The 20,449-nt window shown below is 48.5% G+C and carries 16 protein-coding genes; 4 read left to right on the forward strand and 12 right to left on the reverse strand.

Going from position 1 to position 20,449, the window contains the following annotated elements; all coding sequences use genetic code 11:
* Positions 1 to 7: 7 nt before the first annotated feature.
* Together msrA and GVY43_RS09880 are read right to left on the reverse strand one after the other, a co-directional pair.
* Positions 8 to 958 (reverse strand): peptide-methionine (S)-S-oxide reductase MsrA, encoded by a 951-nt coding sequence (gene msrA, locus GVY43_RS09875; RefSeq protein WP_074035519.1) that lies wholly within the window; start codon positions 956 to 958, stop codon positions 8 to 10.
* An 82-nt stretch (positions 959 to 1,040) separates the two neighbouring features.
* Positions 1,041 to 1,223 (reverse strand): hypothetical protein, encoded by a 183-nt coding sequence (locus GVY43_RS09880; RefSeq protein ID WP_031422036.1) that lies wholly within the window; start codon positions 1,221 to 1,223, stop codon positions 1,041 to 1,043.
* Between the two features lie 224 nt (positions 1,224 to 1,447).
* Between GVY43_RS09880 and GVY43_RS09885 the strand changes: the two genes are divergently transcribed.
* Both GVY43_RS09885 and GVY43_RS09890 read left to right on the forward strand, forming a co-directional pair.
* Entirely contained in the window at positions 1,448 to 2,524 is a 1,077-nt protein-coding gene (locus GVY43_RS09885) for a diguanylate cyclase (protein WP_159563057.1), read from the forward strand.
* A gap of 128 nt (positions 2,525 to 2,652) precedes the next feature.
* Positions 2,653 to 3,177, forward strand: a complete 525-nt coding sequence (locus tag GVY43_RS09890) for a hypothetical protein (protein WP_159563058.1) — start codon at positions 2,653 to 2,655, stop codon at positions 3,175 to 3,177.
* 253 nt (positions 3,178 to 3,430) lie between these two features.
* Here GVY43_RS09890 and cydC read toward each other — a convergent pair whose 3' ends face one another.
* The 8 genes from cydC to arcA all read right to left on the reverse strand — a co-directional run bounded on the left by cydC (position 3,431) and on the right by arcA (position 15,092).
* A complete protein-coding gene (cydC, locus tag GVY43_RS09895) occupies positions 3,431 to 5,149 on the reverse strand; it encodes a thiol reductant ABC exporter subunit CydC (RefSeq protein ID WP_159563059.1) in 1,719 nt (572 codons plus the stop codon).
* Positions 5,146 to 6,870, reverse strand: coding sequence for a thiol reductant ABC exporter subunit CydD (cydD, locus tag GVY43_RS09900; RefSeq protein WP_159563060.1), 1,725 nt, complete (start codon positions 6,868 to 6,870; stop codon positions 5,146 to 5,148). The genes cydC and cydD overlap by 4 nt, the downstream gene beginning before the upstream one ends.
* 122 nt (positions 6,871 to 6,992) lie before the next feature.
* Positions 6,993 to 7,682 carry a Crp/Fnr family transcriptional regulator gene (locus GVY43_RS09905; protein WP_159563061.1) on the reverse strand — a complete coding sequence of 230 codons (690 nt, stop codon included), beginning with the start codon at positions 7,680 to 7,682 and terminating at the stop codon, positions 6,993 to 6,995.
* 119 nt (positions 7,683 to 7,801) lie between these two features.
* Positions 7,802 to 10,144: a TIM-barrel domain-containing protein gene (locus GVY43_RS09910; protein WP_159563062.1), complete on the reverse strand. Its 2,343-nt coding sequence runs from the start codon at positions 10,142 to 10,144 to the stop codon at positions 7,802 to 7,804.
* Positions 10,145 to 10,307: 163 nt separating this feature from the next.
* Positions 10,308 to 11,270 carry a carbamate kinase gene (gene arcC, locus GVY43_RS09915; RefSeq protein WP_159563063.1) on the reverse strand — a complete coding sequence of 321 codons (963 nt, stop codon included), beginning with the start codon at positions 11,268 to 11,270 and terminating at the stop codon, positions 10,308 to 10,310.
* A 14-nt stretch (positions 11,271 to 11,284) separates the two neighbouring features.
* A complete protein-coding gene (gene arcD / locus GVY43_RS09920; RefSeq protein WP_159563064.1) occupies positions 11,285 to 12,760 on the reverse strand; it encodes an arginine-ornithine antiporter in 1,476 nt (491 codons plus the stop codon).
* Positions 12,761 to 12,812: 52 nt separating this feature from the next.
* Positions 12,813 to 13,841 carry an ornithine carbamoyltransferase gene (gene argF / locus GVY43_RS09925; RefSeq protein ID WP_159563065.1) on the reverse strand — a complete coding sequence of 343 codons (1,029 nt, stop codon included), beginning with the start codon at positions 13,839 to 13,841 and terminating at the stop codon, positions 12,813 to 12,815.
* A 21-nt stretch (positions 13,842 to 13,862) separates the two neighbouring features.
* Entirely contained in the window at positions 13,863 to 15,092 is a 1,230-nt protein-coding gene (gene arcA, locus GVY43_RS09930) for an arginine deiminase (protein WP_031422019.1), read from the reverse strand.
* 322 nt (positions 15,093 to 15,414) lie between these two features.
* Between arcA and mgtE the strand changes: the two genes are divergently transcribed.
* Positions 15,415 to 16,773, forward strand: a complete 1,359-nt coding sequence (gene mgtE, locus GVY43_RS09935) for a magnesium transporter (RefSeq protein ID WP_159563066.1) — start codon at positions 15,415 to 15,417, stop codon at positions 16,771 to 16,773.
* A gap of 53 nt (positions 16,774 to 16,826) precedes the next feature.
* Here mgtE and GVY43_RS09940 read toward each other — a convergent pair whose 3' ends face one another.
* A complete protein-coding gene (locus tag GVY43_RS09940) occupies positions 16,827 to 17,456 on the reverse strand; it encodes a hypothetical protein (protein WP_159563067.1) in 630 nt (209 codons plus the stop codon).
* A 182-nt stretch (positions 17,457 to 17,638) separates the two neighbouring features.
* Between GVY43_RS09940 and GVY43_RS09945 the strand changes: the two genes are divergently transcribed.
* Complete coding sequence (locus tag GVY43_RS09945) at positions 17,639 to 19,417, forward strand: solute:sodium symporter family transporter (RefSeq protein ID WP_159563068.1); 1,779 nt, start codon at positions 17,639 to 17,641, stop codon at positions 19,415 to 19,417.
* A 20-nt stretch (positions 19,418 to 19,437) separates the two neighbouring features.
* Here the strand turns inward: GVY43_RS09945 and GVY43_RS09950 are convergent, their stop codons facing one another.
* Positions 19,438 to 20,337, reverse strand: coding sequence for a sensor domain-containing diguanylate cyclase (locus GVY43_RS09950; protein ID WP_159563069.1), 900 nt, complete (start codon positions 20,335 to 20,337; stop codon positions 19,438 to 19,440).
* Positions 20,338 to 20,449 lie beyond the last annotated feature (112 nt).

The raw sequence follows: 20,449 nt of genomic DNA on the forward strand, positions 1-20,449 counted from the left end.
CTCCCCTTCACTTGTTGAATAAGTGTTTATATTCCCCGTACCCGGCCTCTTCAAGCTCTTCTACAGGAACGAATCGGAGAGCGGCCGAGTTAATGCAATAACGTAAGCCGCCAAGCTCTTTCGGACCGTCATCAAACACGTGACCAAGGTGACTGTCCCCTTGTTTTGAACGGACTTCTGTCCGTACCATGTGGTGCGTCGTGTCCATGTTCAAATCGACTCGCTTCTCCTCGATTGGGCGTGAGAAGCTCGGCCATCCGCAATTCGACTGAAACTTATCGTGAGATGTGAAGAGTGGTGTCCCGTCGACGATATCGACGTACAACCCCTCCCGCTCTTCATCCCAATATTCATTTTGGAACGGTGGCTCTGTCCCGTTTTCTTGAGTCACTTTATACTGCATCGGTGTCAAGCGTTCACGAAGTGCTTGTTGTTGTTTACGATCGCTCCATGCCTCTTTGATGAACTTCGCGCGTCCTGAACCGACACGGTACATCTCATAGCGGAACGGATTTTTTTTATAGTAGTCTTGATGATAGTCTTCCGCTTCCCAGAACGTTTTCGCAGGGCGGATATCGACTTCAATCGAACGATCGAAGCGACCCGAATCTTCCACTTCTTGTTTCGAACGCTCCGCTGCAGCCCGCTGCTCTTCTGAATGATAGAAGATGGCTGGACGATAGGATTCACCGCGGTCATTGAACTGCCCTCCACCATCTGTCGGATCGATTTGACGCCAATAGATGCGTAGCAACTCTTCATACGAAATGACTTCTGGATCAAATGTGATTTCAACCGCCTCTAAATGTCCTGTCGTCTCCGAACAGACTTGTTGATACGTCGGGTTGTCGACATGTCCTCCTGTATATCCAGAAATGACACGCTCCACTCCCTCATATTTATGAAACGGTTTGACCATGCACCAGAAACAGCCTCCCGCAAATGTAGCTTTTGCCATGATAAATCCCTCCTTACTTTGTAGTGTACCCAAAAATGTGGCAAGACAACAAAAAACGAGAACCACAAAATGTGTTCTCGCTTCAGTCCTCTTCCACCTGATTCACATGACGCATCACCAAAAATAAGATGACTCCAACAATCGCAGCCCCTAATAGCGTCAACACCATATTATCTCGAGCCGATAAAGTATAAAAGATCGCTAATCCAATCAAAATGAGCGCAATCGGAATAAACGCTCGTTTAAAATGATCCCAGTAACGCACGGACAGTCCTCCTTTTCTCTTATCATACCAAACTTTCGATTTTCCATAACGAAAGTTCTAAAAGATGAGGAGAATCTGAACAAATCCAAAAGGATTCCAAAACGATTTGCTTGAATAATCATTCAAGAGAGTTTCTTTCCGCAAGCAGGTTATTCCTGTTTGTTTCCAACTAGATGCTATATACTGTAACTAAATATTTCCATACGGGATAAGGGGGAGCTCCGATGCTCACAATCATAAATGCGTTCTTTATCAACCTGTGTATCTTGTTCACGCTCTTCACGATTTCCTTTTTACCGTTTCGAAACCGCCCTCGTCTGACGCCACAGTCTCCTCTCAAAGGAAGGATTTTACTTGGGGTACAGACCGGATTGATTGCCATCCTCCTTTTAGTAAATGCCTTACCGCTCGAGGGGATACTCATCGACTTACGTAATATTCCCGTTTTGCTTGCCGTTCTATTCGGGGGATGGGTGAGTGGTGCTGTCGCAGGTATCATATTATTAATCGGTCGTTCCCTAGTTCTGTTCTTTACAGACGGTACCATGCTCGGTCTCTATCTAGCCATCGCCACAATAGTTACGTTAATTGTCTTAACAGGTCTTTTACGGAAACGCATGGATAATACTCGGCCCACTTTGCTCGTATTCACTACAATCAGTATTGCCATTTTTGGAGCAGCGATTTATACCGCGCTTCCACTAAATTTGTTCTATCCCGTCTTAATCGTCTATACGTTAATGTCTTACGGGGGAGCGTGCGCCGCCTATCGATTACTGCTCGAACTACGCCGTCACTTTGAGAACGTCCAACATCAACAGCAACTGGCGCGTACAGATGCGCTCACCGGGATTGCCAATCGGCGTCTCTTGAACGAAGCCATGGCCAACTTGACGGTCGAGGCGGAAGAATACGCATTGATTTTGGTCGACATCGATCATTTCAAACGGGTGAATGACACATACGGTCACGACGTCGGAGATGATGTTTTGCGCGAGCTCGGCATGCTCCTCGTGAATGAGAGCAATGAGCGCCATTTAGTCGGTCGCTTCGGCGGCGAAGAATTTTTAATCGTCATGCCCCATGCTAATCGAGAAGAAGTATCGCAGCTTGCTGAATCTATTCGAGAAAAGGTTTCAACGTTCCCGTTCGAGACGAGTGCCGGTACGCTCCACATCACTGTTTCGCTTGGAGCTTGCCATTCGAATGATATTGAAATCGACAGTGTGTTAAAACATGCAGATGAAGCGTTATATCACGCAAAAGAGTCCGGTCGGAATCGTTTCATCCTCGCCTCTTAATGTGTCAAACTCTTCACACTTGAGCGCGTTTTCTCGCTTTACTTTCTCGAAATGAATCGTTAAACTAGGCTAGACTTTGATTCAGATCGATACATCATGATTTATTCAGAAAAGGGGAAACATCGTTCATGTCAGTTTTGTTATCTTTATTTGGAATTATGTTTATCGGCTCGTTCGCGATTGATTATAGACGTGGAAAGACACTTCAACAATCGGCAATCGGTGGGATTCGTTCGATTCAGAAAAACATGTGGATTTTCTTCCGGACCTCACTTTCGATGATGATTATCATCGGTCCTCTCTTATTGATTTCAGGTTTCGTATTCTCGGATTTGGTGACCTTTAACACGATCCCAGCATTCATCATCGCCGTTCTCAGTATCGGCTTTGCGGAACGGATTATCGGGATGACCGTGGCACCACTCATCCGCACGTTTTGGCATCAACGCGGTCGTCTTATGCCACTTTATTTAGATGCCGCTCTCTACGTATTCTTACTCTCTATTCTCGTTCTAGAGTTCTTGATGAACATCCCGGGGATTGATCTTCAGTCACCGTTCATTGCGCTATTCTATGCGTTCGCTCTCTTCTTCACGAGATACTTGTTCAGTTTGATTCGATTCACGGTTCAAAAAGGCGTAGCCTCAAATTAATTCATGACTCAATCCATGCGTGTTCGCACGTATGGATTTTTTTATTATTCTTATTGACAATGAGAATCGTTATCAACTATACTCTAGTTGTAGCTTCCCAAAAGCTTGGCGTGCACGTTCCCCAAACATATCACGTCACGTGGATTCCCCTCCACGACACTCTTTTTGAAAGCATTGCGACAACCCCCATTTGTTGCACCCATATTTGCCATAAACAAGACGAGCAGCCCACCGACGGGGCTGCTCGTCTTTTTCATGATGCGAACACTTCTTGTTCGATTTGTTTCAATTCATAGAACATGCCACGTTTCGTCATCAATTCCTCATAAGAACCGACCTCGACGATCCGTCCAGCTTCCATGACGATAATCTGATCAAACGTTTCGAGACCCGTCAAACGGTGACTGACAAGAATGAGTGTGCCCGCTCCGGCTTGCTGTAGCAATTCAGAAAAGACATGGGCCTCTGTTCCTGCATCGAGTGCCGATGTCGGTTCATCAAGCAACCAAAGAAGTCCGTTTTTAAGAAGTGCCCGTGCGATGGCGAGGCGCTGACGTTCTCCACCTGACAAGTTTGCCCCTTTCTCCAGGACCGGTTCGTCTAGCGAGAATGACAAACGGACGCGCTCAAGTGCTACGTTCATCGCTTCATCTGTGAAGTCACCGGCTAACGCCAGGTTTTCCCGTACGGTTCCGTAAAAGAAATGATTGTCTTGCAAGACAACACTTGCATGTTGCCAAATAGATGTTTGTTTGACATCGTTCATATTGTAATCATCCAACCGAATCGTGCCGTCTTCCGTCCGAACGAAAGCCATTACCAGTTGAAGTAACGTCGACTTCCCTGACCCGCTCGGTCCGACGATTACCGTCTTCGAACCGCTCGGTATGTGTAACGTTACCTCATCTATCACATCTCGATACGTGTCTGGATAGCGATAGCGAATATGATCAAATGAAATAGACGGTGCGGCCGTAAACGTCACATCATGACGTTTCGCCTCACGCTCCTCAATCGTTTCACTCGGCTCCGTCACTTCAAACAAACGATCTGCTGCTTGCTTACTGTCTGCAAAGTGACCGGGGAACACGGCCATCGGCGTCGTATTCTCAAACGCTGTGAGCGACATCATGATCAGCATTGCCAAGAACAACCCGTTCAGGTCTCCATTTACCACCTGATACGCACCGATGGCCAAGACGCCCCATGAGACGAGTAAGGAAGCGGCAACAACGAGCGCAGAATTAAAGAATTGATTCGTTGTGTCTTTCCGCTCCGCCTCCATGTAACGTTCACTGTACGAATAGACAGCTTGTTTCGTGCGATCGAGTTGGTGATGAAGTTTTAAATCCCGGTATCCGAACAACATCTCTGTCAATTGAATCGACACATCTCCGCGCAATCCACGAATCGTCTCATCGTGACGGGCGCGGATTCGTGCAAAGCCGAGCGGGATCAAGAACCCCGTGATGAGTACACCAAACAAGATCCATAGACTGACCGCAAACGAGTAAAAGGTAACAAAGAAGATGGTGCTCAAAAAGACGAGTACGAGAATGATTGGCGGATAAAACACGCGAAGAAAGTAGTTTTGAAGACTCTCGACGTCCCCAACGACGCGTGCGAGCAAATCCCCACTCCGATATTTCGCAAAGATGGACGGAACGAGCGGCTCTAACTGACGATAGAACCGGACGCGCAACTCACTCAAAATCGTAAACGTTGCTCGGTGCGATGCGAGACGTTCCCGATAACGGCTTCCTGCCCGGATGACACCGAACAGTTTAATCAAGACGACGGGTACCATCAACGCATACAGGGGCGGGACGAGCCCGGCGCGTGATACGAGATAGCCACTTGCCGCGAAGAGGGCGACCGCCGCAATTCCTGCTGCATATCCAAAGAAGATGGAGAGGAGGATGTCTTTCTTTTCGCGCATCATCCATTTTGTAATCGTCCAAAGCGAGTTCATCGGCTCACCCCTTTCTGAAGTGCAAACAACTCCGCATACTCTGGGACAGCGAGTAACACTTCATGCGTCCCTTCTGCGATTCGCTTCCCATCATCCATGAACCAAATCGTGTCTGCCTCTTTGATTGTATGCAGACGATGCGCAACCGTGATTAACGTTGCACCTTTTGACAGCTCTTCAATCGAGCGTCTGACAATCCGCTCTGTTTTCAAATCGAGACCGGTCGTCGGTTCATCAAACAATAAAATACCAGGTCGCTTAAAGAAAGCACGTGCGAGTGCAAGGCGCTGCCGTTCCCCACCGGATAGTCCAAATCCACCTTCTCCGAGTTCTGTCCAGATCCCGTTCGGCAACTGGTCAATCACCTCGGATAGTCCAGCTGCCTCGGCTGCTTCGAGTAACGCATGTTCGTCAGCCACCTCACCTAAGGCAATGTTTTCGGCGAGTGTCCCGGCGAACAGATACGGATTTTGAGAGATATATGCAATATTTCCATACCAGGTAGATTCGTCATACGTATGCAAAGGTTCACCATCTACGAGAACACGACCTGATTTCACCTGCAAAAGTCCTGAAATCACGTTGAGGACAGTCGTCTTCCCGGAACCGCTCGCACCAACTAACGCGAGGTGGGTGCCCGACGAGATGCGACCACTCAATGGCTGAAGGGAAAAGCGTCCACCAGCGTACTCAAACGATACCTCTTCAAGCTCAAGATCCGGCTTCCGTGAACCAAGCGACTTCGTCCCCCACTGAATGCGATCATCCGGGGCGTCTAATACGTCAAAGATCCGGTCTGCTGCGCCCATACTGCCACGTCCCGTATGAAAGGCGCTGCCCAGGTCTTTGATGGCCAAGTAATACTCTGGCGCCAACACAAGAATCAAGAAGCCAGAGAAGAACGTCAAGTTCTCCCAAACGACCATCTGTAGCGCGACTTCCAGTGCCACGACACCGGTACTGAGCATCGAAATGAATTCCAGCATAAGGCCAGATAAGAATGCCGTCTTTAAGACGACCATCGTCGCATCCCGAAAGTCGAGACTGCTCTTCTCAATCGCTTTCGCTTCCTGTTCGGTCCGGTTGTAGAGTTTAAGTGTCGTCAAACCCTGTAAGACATCCAAAAACTTTCCGGAAAATTGATTCATCTTCTCCATCTGTTCCTCAGATTTTTTCTGTGTCGCAATCCCAATGATAATAAAGAACAAAGGGATAAACGGTGCCGTCACCATCATGATGACACCTGAAATCCAATGTTGGCTGAAGACGACAACCAAAATCAGAAGCGGGATAATCGAGGTTTGAATCACTTGTGGCCAATATTGACTGAAGTAGGCGTCAACCTCGTCAACAGCATCCATGAACACACTGACCTTCTTCCCAGATTGTCCCGTCAAAGAGGACTCGACCGGGCTCGTGGCATAGCGATCTAGCAATTGCAGACGTAACGCCCGTTTCGCTTTTTCCGATAAACTCGCCCCGATTCGCCCGGAGACGTATCCAAAAAGTGCTCGTGCCAATAGGGCGACGACGAGCCAAAGTAACGCCGGAATGACGGCTTCAAATGATTCATCTTTTAAAAAGATTCGGTCGACAATGTCGACGATTAAATACGCTTGCGCCAAAATCGATAGTCCAATCATGACCGCAGACAATACCAGTCCAATGATGTGACCTCGCTCGGCGAACGCAAGGGCTTGCAGTCGTTTCACTGCATTCATCCTTTCTCTATTCACAATCCGATTGCTTTGTGAGATTCATCACTAATTATACAATATGCTACGTCTTGAAGCGAACGCTCCGCTCGTTCCGACATGTAAAAGACGCCCTCTCCCGAGCGGCGTCAATCGAAGTCTTGATCAAAATATTCAGGATGCCCGATCACAAGTTGGTGCGCGTCCATTCGAAGCACGTCTTCTTTGCGAAGCTTCGCTAAAATCGTAGAAACCGTCTCCCGGGAAGTTCCGGATAGACGAGATAGTTCCATCGCCGTGAACGGACAGCGGACACGTACCCCCTGCTCGTCCGGCTCCCCTAAATCTTCAATCAAAAAATGGATGGTATTGAGTACACGTTCTTTCGCGCTCGGGGTAATAATTTCTTGGACACGTCGTTCATGTAAATCTAAAATACGATTCATCTGTCCGATGATATAGAGCAACATGTTCGACTGTGTGGACACAAACCGCTCGAATCGTTCGGTCGGGATGTAGATGACTTCAATATCCGTCACCGCTTCAGCCGTATGACGGTAGTCTTCCTCCGTGAATAAACCGTTGTACGGGAAGAACTGTTTGGGTTTCACATAGTCCGCATACTGATGCGTCGCATGCTCGTTCATCCGTTCGAGTCTGATGTATCCATTCATTAAGAAATACACGCGCTCTCGCGGGTCTCCTTCCATGAATAGGAGTTGTCCTTTTCGATACGTTCGGCAATAGACGTATGGGACGAGCTGTTCAAGCGCTCGACTCGAACAGTTCGCAAACAGTGTCAACTGCCGTAAATCATCAATCGTCCACTTGTGTCGCATCTGTATTCCCTCATTTCTAGTTAAATCCCCCTACCTTAAGTATAAAATGATTTGAAATGATAACGCTTTCAAAATCCGACAGTTTTCTGACATGACAAAAGGGGGTCTCCCCCCTTATTTTAGTCCAACATCAGTTCTAATAACGCGTCTTGCAAATCTCGATCGAGTTCTAACGCATGGAGGTCAAACAGCCAGGCCTCGAGACGCGTCTTCGTCGTCGCCATCTGGTACAAACGATCTTTCAAATCGTAGGCGATTTCCGCGCGATCTAAGAATCGATAGAGACGGTCAAGTCGATGGGCGTTCTGTGTCACATCGACGGGGAGCGTCACCGTCTGCTCCTGCTTCAATTCACCAATCGGGATGTGTAACGTCTGCGTCTCAGCGTCATAGTCCCCTTCCCCGACAACGCCTCGAACAAGAACGGTCAATGTCCGATTCGCCGGAACGAGGGTCAAGTCTCCTGACATCTCGATGCGAAGCGTCCGCGCTTCCCAGTCGAGCGTGAACGTCGTTTCAAGCGAGGCACCTGTCTCATAATCCCGGCTTTCCCCGTCATCTTCGTACATCGTGAACGTGTTCGAGGCACCTGGAAAGACGAGTACTTCTAGCTCGCTCGGGTTCCCCGTCTCATTCTCATGCGGTTTATGTGGCATGAGCGGAACGATGGCACCCGCTTTGGCGAAGACTGGTTGTTCATCAAGACCACGGAATACACGAATCGACTTGTCGCCTTCGTAACGATGTCCTGTGAAGAAATCGAACCATTCTCCTTTTGGTAGCCAGACATTCGTTCCGGCGACGTGGAGCTTCCGGTCCATCGGTGTGATGATTGGGGACACAATGAGTTCACTGCCAAAATAAAATTGATTCGGTACTTGATAAGCCGCTTCGTCATCGGGATGTTCGATATACATCGGTAACACGAGTGGTAGCGCATCGGCATGGTTACGATAATTCATCGTATATAGATAAGGGATGAGTTCGTGACGTAAGCGTAAGAATCGCTTCATCGACTGTTCGGCTTCGATTCCGAAACGCCAAGGCTCTTTCCCGTTAAATGTGCTGAACGTCGAGTGGAGACGCATGATTGGACTGAACACCCCATATGCGACCCAACGCGCAGCGAGTTCATCATCTTTTTCCCCGCGATGATGCCCTCCGATGTCGTGACTCCACCACCCGTAGCCGATGTTTGTCGCTGTCGCTGTAAAATACGGCTGGAAGGCGAGCGATGCCCACGAGATGATTGTATCTCCTGAGAATCCGACCGGGTAACGGTGGCTCCCTGGTCCGGCGTAACGAGAAAAAATGAGCGGGCGTTTGCCGTCACGGGCGATATCAATGGCATGATAATGATTTAGCATCCATAACGGGTCGAGTCCTTCCATCTTCGAGGTCGACCCTTGTTGCCAGTCGATCCACCAAAAATCAACGCCGTCTGCCTCATGTGGATGGTGCATTTGTTCGAAGTACGCTTGAATGAATCGCTTGTCCGAAAAATCGAACGGGATTCGGTCCTCCGATTCCGGATCGACGCCCATAGCCTCGGCCATCGCCACGTACTGATCTTCAAACGCACGGACACCGTCCGCGGGATGCAGGTTCAACGTCACCATCATTCCCTCATCCTTTAACCAGTTGAGGAAACGTTTCGGTTCGGGAAACAAGTTTTTGTTCCACGAATAGCCCGTCCATCCACTCCCGTACTCTTCGGGGATGTCCGTCACGTGCCAGTCCATATCGATGACACTGACCGAGAACGGGACATCTTCTGACTTGAAACGGCGCATTAACGTCTTATACTCTTTTTCGTCGTATCGCCAGTACCGGCTCCACCAGTTCCCGAGCGCTTTACGAGGAAGCATCGGTGTCGGACCCGTCAACGTGTAAAAGTCTCGAAGTGCCTGTTTATAGTCATGGCCATACCCAAAGTAGTAAATATCATGAATTCCTTTTCGTCTCGGCTCGACGAAGCGATCATCCGTCATCAAAAATGAGGATGAATCATCAATGATCGCATACCCTTGTTTGGAGAGGATCCCTTCTTCTAATTCCGTCGCCCCGTCCACATGGTCGAGCGTCCGCGCCGTCCCTTTCAGCGTCCGCTCCGGACCATTGAACATGTAGCGGCTATAATACGTACTAAAGTTCCCTTTCACGTCCACATAGAGCGTGTTCGGTGCGAACGGACCTTTCGTATAATACAAATGAACATGTTCTGTGATGATTTGGAGCTCTGTCTCATCTTCAATCACTCGGAATTGTGGAACGTCAAATTCCCGATTCCACGCCACTTGGGTGGCACGGTCTTCAAAAATTCCGTCTTCCGCGTATTCCATCCGAATCAACTGACTCGTCAAAACGGTGAATCGATAACAGCTTCCTTGCACGATTGCCTCTTCCCTTGCTTTTGGTCTCATCCACGACTGATATACATGATTTTCTTCGAATAGGCGCATACACTCGAGCGATTCCGCTCTCCGTCACTTCCTTCCTGAAATTAGTGCAAACGTTTACACTGAATATGATAGCAATCTCATTTTTGGCATACAACATTCCTTCCCCTTGAATCCGGGCAGAAAACAAAAAAAGTCGCAAACGCTTCACGTCTGCGACACATTCTTATTGTTGGAGCGATGGAGCCAGGCGGACACGTGTGCCCGCTTCCCCGTCAATGGCTGCTAAAGCCTGATCGAGCGACGTGATGATGGCGACACGGTTCGTACCGGATTCGGCAAACTGAAGCGCCGCTCTTACTTTCGGCAACATACTACCTGGTGCAAACTGCCCTTCAGCGATATAGGTCTCCATCTGTTCTTTCGACGTTTCTTGAAGTGCCATCTCATCTGGCTGCCCAAAATTGACATACACATGTTCGACAGCCGTCAAAATGAGTAACACATCTGCGTTGACGAGGTCAGCCAGTTTTGCAGCCGCGAAATCTTTATCAATCACTGCCTCGATGCCGACGTATCCATCCGCTGTCTCCATAACCGGAATGCCACCGCCACCGGAAGCGACAACGATGTGCCCAGCTTCAACGAGTGTTCGAATGACGGTGTGTTCGGCGATTTTCATAGGGATCGGACTCGGGACGACACGACGATATCCCCGTCCTGCGTCTTCTTTGAAGACATAACCCGTCGTCCGTTCGAGATGAAGTGCCTCGTCTTCCGTATAAAATGGACCGATTGGCTTAGTCGGATGATGAAACGCACTATCGTTCGGATCGACAATGCTTCGTGTCACGAGCGAGGCCACATGCTGTTCAAGGCCACGTGCACGCAGTGCTTTGGTCAATGCGTTTTCAAACCAGTATCCAATCATCCCTTGCGTCATCGCACCACAGACATCAAGCGGCATCGCTGGTGTGGCTGGACTGTCTGATGCGGCTTGTTGCAACATCAGGTTTCCAACTTGCGGACCGTTCCCATGCGTGATGATGACCTCGACTCCTTCAGCGATGAGTGCAGCGAGAGATTCCGCCGTTGCCTCAACTGCCTGTATTTGTGCTTCGGCTGTTGCATCTTTGCCTTGCTGAATCGCATTCCCGCCTAAGGCGATGACCACACGTTTATTCTCCATATCCATACCCCCGATCAAATGACTGAGATATTACCCGATAGTATGCGTACGACTGCGAAGATGGCCAGTGCGGTCAACATACCGGCGACCATCCATTCCGTTTTAGTGAGTGACTTGATGCCATTTTCACGTTGTGCCTTCATGTAGAGAAGGGTTCCCGGTGCATATAAAAGTGTAGTGAGAAGTAAATAATCGATTCCAGCGGCGTAAATGAGCCATAGTCCATAAACGGAAGCGACCAATCCAATCGCTAAATCGCGTGTTTTTCGTTCACCGGAACTGTATCCGATTCCGTTCTTCGCCACTTTCACTTGGTAAAAGGCCGAGAACACGTATGGGATCAAAATCGCACTCGAAGCGAGAGAAAAGGCAAAGTTATATGCGGCATCTGAAATCAAGAATGTGAAGAGGAAGAGCTGAATCAACCCATTCGTTAGCCAAAGGGCATTGACAGGAGCTTGATTTTGATTCTCTTTCGTGAACCATTTCGGGAAGACTCCATCTTTGGCGGCAACGAATGGGATTTCTGCCGCTAACAGCGTCCAACCGAGCCATGCGCCAAGGACAGAGATGACGAGTCCCCCGTTGATGAGCATCGCACCCCACGGACCGACGGCCGACTCGAGCAAATATGCCATCGCTGGTTGCGAGGCGTTCGCTACATTTTCGGGAGTCATGAGACCGAGCGACATGATAGAAATAAGCAAATAAATGACGAGCGTTCCAAGTAGCCCAATAACGGTTGCTTTCCCGACGTCAGAACGTTTCCGTGCACGACCAGATAGCACGACGGCCCCTTCCACACCGATAAAGACCCAAAGTGTCACGAGCATCGTCGAGACGACTTGGTCACGAACACTTCCCCATGAGAAGCCGCCTTGTCCCCAAAAATCGAAGGTGAAGTTTTCGAGATTAAAGAAGAACAAGGTGATCGTAATGAATGCAAAAATTGGGACGAGCTTGGCAATTGTCGTGACGATGTTGATCATCGATGCTTCATGAACCCCACGTAAGATGAGTGTATGCACGAGCCAAAGCATAATCGATGCACCAATAATCGACGCGATATTCTGTCCCCCTTCAAAAATCGGGAAGAAATAACCGACCGAACTGAACAACAGTGTGGCATACGCCACATTCCCGAGCCAGGCAGACAACCAATATCCCCATGCCGAGTTAAACCCGACGAACGACCCAAAACCTGCCCGTGCATAGCTGTATACGCCACCATCGAGATCGGGACGACGCATCGTTAGATTTTGAAAGCTGAGACCGAGCGCGATAATCCCGATTCCTGTGATGACCCAACCGATGAGAATGGCACCCGCATTCGCACCTTGCGCCAAATCGGCAGCCAAGTTAAAAGCGCCACCGCCTATCATCGATCCGACGACAAGTGCCGTCAACGCTCCGAGACCTAACCGCTTATCATTCTTTTCAGGATGTACTCCAGCCGAACCACCTGAGTCATGCTCCACCTTCGTAGCCATTCTACTCATCCCTTTCGCTTATTTTGAAGCAGGAGGGGAAATCCCCTCCTCGTCAACGATCAAGCCATTCGCGTGTCTCCGTGAGCGTCGCCGCCATCACCGCCTTGATGGTATGCATCCGATTTTCTGCCTCATCAAATACGAACGAATGACGGCTGCGGAACACTTCGTCGGTCACTTCCATTTCCGTCAACCCATATTGCTCATGAATCGCCCGTCCGACCTCCGTTTCTAAGTCGTGGAATGCCGGAAGGCAATGTAAGAACATGATGTCCGGATTGCCACTCTTTTGAAGCATGTCCATGTTCACTTGATACGGTCGCAACAGTTCGATTCGTTCTGCGAACGCCGCTTCCTCGCCCATCGATACCCAGACATCGGTGTAAACGACGTCGGCTTGGTCCATCGCTTCCTCAATGCTCTCTGTCAAGGTGATCACAGCCCCTGTTTCAACGGCGACCGACTTCGCATAGTTCACGATCTCGTCAGATGGCCAGAGCGATTTCGGCGCACAGATTCGCATATCCATCCCAACTTTTGCACCACCAATCAACAACGTGTTTCCCATGTTGTTCCGTCCATCACCTACGTACACAAATTTAATTCCGGCAAGATCTCCTTTTTGCTCTTTCACCGTCAAAAAGTCGGCCAAGATTTGGGTTGGATGATACAAGTCGGTCAAACCGTTCCACACCGGTACGCCGGCGTCTTTTGCAAGACCTTCGACCGTCTCATGAGCGAAGCCACGGAACTGAATGCCATCAAACATGCGTCCAAGAACGATCGCGGTATCACGTACCGATTCCTTCTTCCCGAATTGAATATCATTCTTGCCTAAATATTCAGGGTGCATCCCTAAATCGATGGCAGCGACAGTGAATGCACAACGCGTCCGAGTCGATGGTTTTTCAAAGAGTAAGGCAATGTTTTTACCTTCACAAATCCGATGTGGAACACCTTGTTTTTTCTGACGTTTGAATGCAGCAGACAAATCGATCAAATAGTTGATTTCTTCACCCGAAAACTCGTTTAGCGATAAAAAATGACGACCTTTCAAATCAAAATTGAACGTTGTAGACATACTGCTTCCTCCTTATCACATTTAGATGTCTTGGCGGATAATCGGACAGCTCATGCAACGTGGACCCCCACGACCGCGCGATAGTTCACTCGACATGATTTCGATTACTTCGACGCCTTCTTTACGAAGTAACTCATTCGAGACATAGTTTCGGTCATACGTGACCACGACACCCGGCGCGATGGCGAGCGTGTTCGATCCATCATTCCACTGTTCGCGGGCTGCCGCAATCGGATCCCCACCGCCACAAGGGATCAACGTCGCCTCTTGTAAGCCGAGGACATCTTTTAACACCTTCAACAAATCCGAGTGCTGGGCAATCTGAAGTTCACCTTCCGCGTTTAGCGTGAGTTCGAAAATGTTCATCTTCCCTTCCGGTCCTTGAATGAACGGATGGATGGTAAATTTATCATGATCGACCATCGTGAAGACGGTATCAAGGTGCATGAAGGCGCGTGATTTTGGAATTTCGATGGCGATGACTTTTTTGAAGCTGTCTCCATGCTTGAGTAGGTTGAGGGCGACACGTTCGATGCCTTGCGCGGTCGTTCGTTCCGAGATGCCGATGGCGACGACTTCTTTCGACAAGACGAGTTCGTCTCCCCCTTCCATCGCAAACCGATAATCACGGTCCGACCAGATGGGAACATCATGTTTCGCAAAGCGTGGGTGATAGCGCATAATGTATTGCGTGAAGAGCGATTCACGGCGACGTGCCGGTTCTTTCATGCGGTTGATGGAGAGTCCGTGACCGATTGCAGCGGCCGGGTCTCGTGTAAAGTAGAGGTTTGGCATTGGATCCAAAAAGAAGGGGTACGTATCTTCAATCATTTCATGCAGATGTCGGCGTTTTTCTGGCTTGATTTCCGATTTCCGGATACCGGCCATCACCGTCTCAATCAACATTTCGTTATCAAAATCGAGTAAATACTCTTTTAATGTTTCGTAAGAACCGTTGATATTTGATTTGGACTCCGATAAGATATCCGCGACAAACTTTTCGCGCACACCAGGGAGTGATAACGTTTCGGCCATTAGTTTTTCGAGGTAAAGGACTTCCACACCACGATTTTGAAGCGCACTCGCAAAATAATCGTGCTCTTTTTGAATGACCGGCAAATGGGGAATATCATCGAACAAGAGGCGCTCTAAATATTCTGGAGTAAGGTTCTCTAACTCCCGGCCCGGTCGCTTCAGTAATACCGTTTTTAATTCTCCAATTTCTGAATACACATGAATCGGATGTTTCAGCGTCGTATCTTGTGAAATCGGTTGATTCGTCATTGAGATCATCTCGCTTCCTCCTTGTGATTCGGGTGTGTGACTACCCTTACCTTATCACTTTACCAAATTTGCGAATGTCTAATCCGACAGTTCATCTGTTGTCGATTCCGCATTGATATGAATAAATGTTCACTCATGTGAATGAACAAACAATGCTCTAGAAATCAGGACGATGGCAAAGGGAAATAAGATGTATGGCTGATGTATAGCATCGCCCTAAAAAATGTAGAAAACTTTTTTTATTCACCGTAAATGAAATTGAAAATGTGAGAGATCAGGATGTGAGCATATGAAAATTGAAGAAACGGAATACAACGAACATGAAGCAGCGCTTCGTACATTGATTCAAAAGGGAGACCCGGTCGATTTTCAAGACCTCTTTCTCTCCCTCCACCCGGGTGAACAGGCGGATCATTTTATCGAACTGAATCAACATGAGCGGTCGTTCGTGTATCGAACCATCTCCCCTGAGGTATTCACCGATCTATTTGAAAAACTGACGTTAGAAGAGCAATGTACATTCATCCAAGAAACACCCCAACCGTATGCCGTCCGAATCTTGAATGAAATGTATTCGGACAACGCGGCCGACTTGATGCGGGAACTACCCGATGCGTTCATGGACACGCTATTTGAGCAGATGGATGATATCGAGGAACAAGAAGTCAAAGACTTGATGCAATATCCGGAGGAAACGGCTGGATCGCTCATGACGACCGAGTTCGTCGTCCTTCAAGCTGATAAGACGGTCGGACTGACCCTTGAAGAGTTGCGTGAACTCGGACCAGATGCCGAAACGATTTATTACCTATATGTGGTCGACCAAGCGCACCAACTGGTTGGTGTTGTCTCCTTACGTGATTTGATTGTCGCACCGCTCGAGGCGAAAATTGAAGACATCATGGGGTTCCGCGTCATTTCGGCAAACGTCATGACCGACCAGGAAGACTTGGCCAGGATTGTCCAGAAGTACGATTTGTTGGCCCTTCCCGTTATCGATGATCAGCAAAAGCTACTTGGCATCATCACGGTCGATGATGTATTAGACGTCATCGAGCGCGAAACGACAGAAGACTTTGAAGAACTCTCCGCGACGAAAGGTTCGTCTGATATCAACATGAGTCCGCTTGAAGCAGCGAAAAAACGTGCCCCTTGGATTGTCAGCCTCATGTTTCTCGGCATGATTACAGCTTCGACGATTGGCGGTTTCGAAGACACCCTTGAGACGATTGTGCTACTCGCCGTCTTCATGCCACTTGTCATGGGCTCTGCCGGGAACGCAGCCACGCAATCACTCGTCGTCGCTGTGCGCTCAATTGCACTCGGGACCATCAATCGAAAGAACGTTATGAAGATGATTCGACGCGAACTCGGAACCGGCATCATCTTAGGGATTGCGTGTATGATTGTCATTTTTGGCGTCATCACGCTGCTATACGACAATATGCTGATCGGCTTCATTGTCGGGGTTTCTATCTTCGCCGCACTCAGTGTCGCCACGATGATTGGAACGATTGTCCCGCTTCTCATCAATCGCCTGAAGTTAGACCCCGCTGTTGCCTCTGGACCGTTTATCACGACGCTGATGGACAACCTCGGTCTCATCATCTACTTCACGGTCGCGACGTCCATGCTCCAGTTTTTATGACATTTGAAAAAAATCCGATTATAAAAGCGGTGCTGATGTTGTCAGCGCCGCTTTTACTCGTCATGTTGTTGAGACTCCTCAAACAAACGCACTTCATTTTCATTAAAAGCCCTGATTTCCTCATCCGTCATCACTTCGTTTCTTTCTTCCACATAAGGATTGTCTTTCAATGATGTCTCTAGCTTGCTCAAGTCAGCACTGAGCCCGCTTTCTTGATAAAGGTTAGGTTTTCCTACCGAAGTCAGTGTCCCCGTCCGATTCACTTTGAAATGTCCCAGTTGTAGACCGACAATCCGATATGCATTCTCCATCACGGGTCCTTCATATCTTTGTAAATACAGCAAAACGGTCTCGTCTCGTTTGACGAGCGGGTCTTCTTCCATATCATTTTGTAAAAGGGTGATCGTATCGGCTGACTTCAGTTGACCATTCACGTCTCGATAGACACGCTGCACTTGAATGTGTGATTCAAAGAATGTGACCGATTGATGTGTAAACGGTTTGGGAGCACTGCTCACTTTGCCGACGATGACAATCGGCGAGCTTGTAGCTAAATCGTCTATGTGTCGGAAGCTTTCGGTCACAGCCAAATCACTCGTGTTTTCTTCTTTCAGCATTTCGCTAAACATGATATAACCTGCTATCACTACAACAGATAACATTCCAATCATCCACTTCTTCACGAGGTCCCTCCCATCGGTCCATCCATCCTCATCGATTTTCTACTCTCGTACGACAAGTACGCAATCGTCCCCACGTTCATGGTTTCTGTATGATTCGATCAAAACAATAGGACTACCTTCTTATAATTTAGGGTATTTCCTACAAATACATATAAAACATAAGTAAGGAATGAGGGGATTTTATGACGCTTCAACAAGTACTCTACATACTCGTGACTGGCGCTTTGTTCATGGCGCTCGTCGCTTACGTCTCGTATCGAATGACGAAAGGAAAAGTCGAAAGCGCCGACGATTACTTCTTGGCCGGTCGCGGATTAACAGGCGTCTTCATTGCAGGATCGCTCCTGTTGACCAATCTGTCAGCGGAACAATTGATTGGGTTGAACGGTCAATCGTTCGCCGGCAACATGTCAGCGATGGCATGGGAAGTGACGGCCGGTATCGCTGCCATCATCATGGCGCTCTTTTTGTTGCCACGTTTTCTTGGCATCGGAATTTCGACCATTCCTGAATTTTTAAGTCAACGCTATGACGAGGACGTTCGTCGATTGACTGTCTTGTTATTTCTACTCGGCTATATGTGCGTGACGATTCCATCGATGCTGTACTCGGGTGGATTAGCCGTCCTGCAACTGTTCGATGTGCCGGCCCTTCTCGGCATCAGCTTTGAGCAGTCCCTTTGGCTCGTCGTTTGGTTCATTGGGATTATCGGGGCGATTTATGCCATCTTCGGAGGTCTTCGTGCCGTTGCCGTATCGGACACGTTGAACGGGATCGGACTCATCATCATTGGATTCCTCGTTCCGACACTAGGCTTTCTCGCACTAGGGGACGGGAATCTGTTAGATGGGATGAAGACGATTGCGACGACGAATCCCGAAAAGTTGAACGCCATCGGCTCAGCCAACGACTCAGTCCCGTTCCTATCCATTTTTACCGGAATGATTTTTGCGAACTTGTTCTACTGGGCACTGAATCAATACGTGATTCAACGGGCCCTCGGTGCAAAAAACTTAGCGGAAGGACAAAAAGGCGTTCTCTTTACCGGCTACTTGAAATTACTCGTTCCAATCTTCATGTTGTTACCTGGCGTCATCGCGTTTCACTTGTACGGGTCGAACGTCGAGAAGGCAGACCTCGCTTATCCGAGTTTGATTGCCGAGCTGTTACCGATGTGGCTCATGGGCTTTTTCCTCGCCGTCTTGCTCGGTGCCGTATTCAGCTCGTTCAACTCGCTCTTGAATAGTATCGCGACGCTCTTCGTACTCGACATTTACAAACCGAAGTTTAAACCGGATGCTTCTGACCAAGATTTGATTCGCGTCAGCAAATGGTTCGGGACGTTCGTTGCACTCGTCTCGTTCTTTGTCGCCCCGAATCTTATGTATGCACCAGATGGCTTGTGGGACTTGATTCGTCGCTTCACCGGTTTCTTCAACATCCCGATTCTCGTCATCGTTTTAATCGGGATGCTTGTTAAACGTGTGCCGCCAATCGCCGCGAAGACCGTCGTCTTTTTCCACGTCATCGCCTACTATTTCCTCGTATGGGGGACGAAACAATGGTTTGGCGTCGAAATCGGTATCAACTTTATCCATATTTACGGAATCCTTTTCGTCATCGAAACGGGGATCATGCTTGTCTTTGCGCGTGTACGGCCGATGCTTCAAGCGAATCCGATCCGAATCGAACTAGGGCGAGTCAAACCATGGCGTCATTCCCTTTCGACATCCATTTTGCTCGTCGCTTCGATGATTTTCGTTTACCTTGTCTTCTCACCGATCGGACTCGCTTATGCGAACAGCATCGTTTCCGGATGGTTTGCTCCACTGACAGTGGGACTTGTCGTCATAACGTCCGGGCTCATCTGGGCATCTTACCGCTATGGTATTTCTCGTTATGAACGCTATCTAAACAATTTGGGTGAAGAGCCGTCCGATGTAGAAGAACAAAGTAGCTAAACCAATAGACCTCCTTGAACTTACACGTCAAGGAGGTCTACTTTTTGTTGTCGCTTCCGTTCATACATGGCATCGTCCGCACGTTGCCAAAGCGCCTCAATCGTTTCCGGACGAGACGCCCACGCCAACCCGATGGCAACAGAAATCGATTCTTGTTCACAAGTCGCTTCGATTTGACGAACCATTCGTTCACATGCGTCCTCAGGCATCATCTCTAGAAACAAGACGAACTCATCTCCCCCTAACCGATATACGGAGGATTCGATGTCTTGTAGGATTGTGCCGACTCGTTGCAACAAATGGTCACCAGCAGAATGTCCTTCTTCGTCGTTCACGACTTTTAAATCGTTCACATCCAGCACGATGATGCCGACATCACACGCATTTTCAGCTTGAGCAATCGTTTCTTCAAATGCTCGACGATTGAAGACACCGGTCAAGCTATCGTGGCGACTTTCGTACATGAGACGTTCACGCTCGGTCATGGCTGCTTCGATGTTCCGAATCACACCTTGAACCGCTACGATTTCACCATTCTCATAGATTGGCGTCGTATATTCCTCGAACCATACGTAAGCGCCGTCATTCGTGCGCCATCGTTGAAGAATCGCTTCTTCATAATTGACGCGTCCCGCCACTTTATCGAGTAATAGTCGCCGATCGTCCGGGTGGATTCTCCGAAAGCATTCTTGTGCATCTGAATAACTTTGCATCACCGTCCCGTCTCCGAGATATAAATCTAAAGAAGGACTGATGTATCGGAAACGCCACGTCGGTTTCGTTTCAAAAATGTAAATGACATCTTTCGTTTGATTCCCGAAATGCATAAACGAAAGAGACTGTGAATGTGGCTGTGGACGTTTGTATAGCCACAAGGCAATTAAAAATCCAACGAGTATCCCCCAGAAGAATAACGTCATTGAATCCACTTCCTCTCTGTTCGCCCATATCGTACCACGTTCGAGGTCAGACACCTGTCTCAATTCCTGTTATTTGGTAAATGTTTTTTTGAAAATTGAGTAAATTTTAGAG

The sequence above is a fragment of the Exiguobacterium sp. 8H genome, from assembly GCF_902506255.1.
Taxonomy (GTDB): domain Bacteria; phylum Bacillota; class Bacilli; order Exiguobacteriales; family Exiguobacteriaceae; genus Exiguobacterium; species Exiguobacterium profundum.